This window comes from Nitrospira sp. BLG_2 (genome assembly GCF_049222245.1).
The window spans coordinates 1-3,020 of sequence record NZ_JBLYIG010000425.1; the positions used below are offsets into that span (position 1 = coordinate 1).

Annotated in this window: 4 protein-coding genes; 2 read left to right on the forward strand and 2 right to left on the reverse strand. The window is 50.9% G+C overall.

Annotation, left to right across the window (positions count from 1 at the left end; genetic code table 11):
- Positions 1 to 239 (forward strand): hypothetical protein (locus tag ACOSYY_RS11640; protein WP_421662552.1); only part of this gene is annotated, 239 nt, incomplete at its 5' end.
- 361 nt (positions 240 to 600) lie between these two features.
- Entirely contained in the window at positions 601 to 777 is a 177-nt protein-coding gene (locus tag ACOSYY_RS11645; protein WP_421662554.1) for a polysaccharide biosynthesis/export family protein, read from the forward strand.
- A gap of 453 nt (positions 778 to 1,230) precedes the next feature.
- Here ACOSYY_RS11645 and ACOSYY_RS11650 read toward each other — a convergent pair whose 3' ends face one another.
- Both ACOSYY_RS11650 and ACOSYY_RS11655 read right to left on the reverse strand, forming a co-directional pair.
- Complete coding sequence (locus tag ACOSYY_RS11650; RefSeq protein ID WP_421662556.1) at positions 1,231 to 1,458, reverse strand: thiamine pyrophosphate-dependent enzyme; 228 nt, start codon at positions 1,456 to 1,458, stop codon at positions 1,231 to 1,233.
- Between the two features lie 204 nt (positions 1,459 to 1,662).
- On the reverse strand, positions 1,663 to 2,787 hold the full coding sequence (locus tag ACOSYY_RS11655; protein ID WP_421662557.1) for a glycosyltransferase family 4 protein: 1,125 nt from the start codon (positions 2,785 to 2,787) through the stop codon (positions 1,663 to 1,665).
- Positions 2,788 to 3,020: the final 233 nt, after the last annotated feature.

Sequence of the window (3,020 nt, forward strand, 5' to 3'; positions counted from 1 at the left end):
CGCCTAAGCCCATTCGGAATCAAATCCTCGGAGCCGTGCGTGGGGCTCGTGGGTGCCAACTGGATAAGGTGGCGCAGCGATGTCCCAATCTGACCTGGAGTGAAATCCTCATTGAGGTAGATGCGATGAGCCGGCGCGGACAGTTAGAAGTTCTTGCGCTGGGGCGTGGCGATTACAAACTCATGCTGCCGAAAGCAACTAGAAAGGTGAAAGCTCAAGGCGTTGCTCCACGGAAATGATGTGCAGGAGATTTCGAGTATTCATTCGCGCTTTGTTAATAATACCACTGAGTGCTCTAGAGAGAATAGATTATGACCTATCGCAACCTCCTGCTGGCGTGCACTACTCATTTTATTGGATCGCTCGTTATGATTGCACTGCATGGCTGCATCAAACCTGATGAGAAGGCAATTTTCTACGATAGCTGGGTTACCGCAAGAAGCCAACTCGTGACGCTTACTGATTCCCGTGCCAAGGGAAGTCACCTAGGTGAGGGAGCGTCAGTCGTCGCACTGGCGTAGCGCGAGGGCAAAGATCCATCGTCCTCGACGCTACAAATGTCCAACAGACAGTGATTTGGCTGGTAAGGTGGTCCTCATCGTGACGCCGGATTACAGCATTGGTCCGAAGATATTGGGGGAGATTAATGTTTGGGACAATGCAGATCTTTCGAAGCAGGAACACGTCAGCCCGGATGGAAGAATCTCTCTCCATTTACTGGGCAACATACCTGCAATCGAGAAGACAGTAGGCCAGAGCAAACTAAAAGCTAGCTAGGATGATATCGTGGTTCGAGATGTTTCAAATTAAAACAGGGGATCAGATCGTGGTTCCATCGGACGCGATGGTAGCTTTGCCTAACCGTTGATACCCGGGATGTCTTCTACTGTGCAGTCACCGACTGAGCGAGGAGTACAATGCAAACAACAATAAACCATTACATTTCCTGGTTTATTCAGCATCCTACGACCTCAGTTACTATTCTCTATTTAAGTGGAATCTGCTGTGTACTGATTTATAGCTACTTTGAACCACGGGATCCTATACCACTGCGCAAGTAGTCTTTCCTTATTTTCAGACAATGTAAGAGGCCTACCTTTTCTTCTTTCTCAAGAATGTCCTTTCAAGCGATGTCCGACACTATGGCCAAGTATCCTCTTCAAGTTTGAAATGCCATGAATGGCGTTCGCACCTGGACTGACACGTAAACCGTCGCTGACCCTTCGCGTCTCATGCCGTTCGAATCGCCGCCGTTGGCTTCTGCACAAACTCTTTGTACCCATACCATTCGCTAAGATAGGCCTTGGCCTCGTCGCTGACATACTCGGCAAATTCGTATCGGTCATCCTCGACAGTCTTGGCGTCCGCCATCACCTGATCGGTCGGAATCGCATATTCGATATTGCAGGATGTGTAAGCTTGAATATAAGTCGGACCGACTTCTCGGGCGATTAGCACCGCCTTCTTAATGCAACTCTCCACCCGCCGTGGATTATTGGGCACGACTGACTGGGAGGCCCATTTGTGCCTTACCCCACAGCTCAAAACGCAAGCGAGCACTGATCTTAAGTCGATCTTAAGTATTGATGGCGAGCAGAATGCGTGAGATCGCTCGCGTACTTATAATGCTTCCCTCGATATCATGTGCCCCCTCGATAGCCGTCATGCGGCCCCGATCTGAGGAAAAACGAGGTCCTTCGAGGGCATTCGCCTATGATTTAATAGACGTGATGCTTGACCAGTTAGGTGGGCCACTGGTCGCGACGTCTCGACCATCTGTTCGTAAATGGATAGATAGTCATGTACCATGCGCTCCACTGTGAACCGGGTCGTGAACGCGTCCCGACATCGTTGACGTTGAACGAGCGGCAACCGCTGAATTGCAACTACCATTTCCTCAATATGGTCGCAAACAAATCCTGTGACGCCATCTTCAATGATCTCGGGAATTGATCCGCGCCGGTACGCTAAGACGGGCGTCCCACACGCCAATGCTTCGATCAACACGATCCCAAACGGTTCCGGCCAATCATACGTGCAGAGAACGGCGGCCGCATTTCCCAGGAGATTGCCTTTTTCCGCATCAGCGATTTCCCCGATAAATTCTATTAGGGGATGATCCAACAACGGTGCAATCTTCGTTTCAAAATATTCACGATCCACCGGATCGATCTTCGCAGCCATTCGCAGCGGCATGCCTACCCGCTTGGCAATTTCTATCGCATGATCTGGTCGTTTTTCTGGACAGATTCGTCCAACGTAGGCGAGATAAGATCCTGGTTCAGGGTGGTAAACATAAAGGTCCGGCAGCCCGTGATACACCGTGCGCTGCCAGTTGGCATACGGCAAAGGCGTGCGCTGCGCATTCGAAATCGATACAACGGGCATGTCGGCATACTCTTGGAAGATAGGTACCAACTCGGGAAGATCCAATCTGCCATGCAAGGTCGTCAGTACTGGTGTTGCGCATCGACGACTCAGCGGGAAGCTTAAGTAGTCCAAATGAGAATGAATGATGTCGAATTTTCCGGCTTCCACTCCTAGGGCGTGCTCTTGCATGAGTATGAGCGGCGCATCATGATTATCCCGCCTGCTTTCCGACCGGAATGAACGGGGACAGGCTGCCCAAAGCTTGGCCAGTGTTTTCGAATCACCGCTGGCAAAAAGTGTGACGTCATGGCCCTGTCGAATGAGTTCTTCGGTAATATACGAGACGACTCTTTCCGTGCCTCCGTATAGTTTGGGTGGGACGCTTTCCCAAAGAGGGGCGATCTGTGCGATTTTCATGCGACGTATCCTTTCCACCGGCCCGAAAAATAGGATCATGCTCGAACACGCCGGGAAACGGCGGTTCAGTCTATTGGAATGAGCGGCGTAGACCCAGGGAATCAGACGCGCGGAGAATCGGGGTGAGCGCGAGAGATGGGGCAGTCGGCGAAGCTCAAGAACACCTTCTATTGCATCTTAACATAATACAAAGGGAGTTCATGTAGGTTGCTGTACTATCCATATGCAAGCGG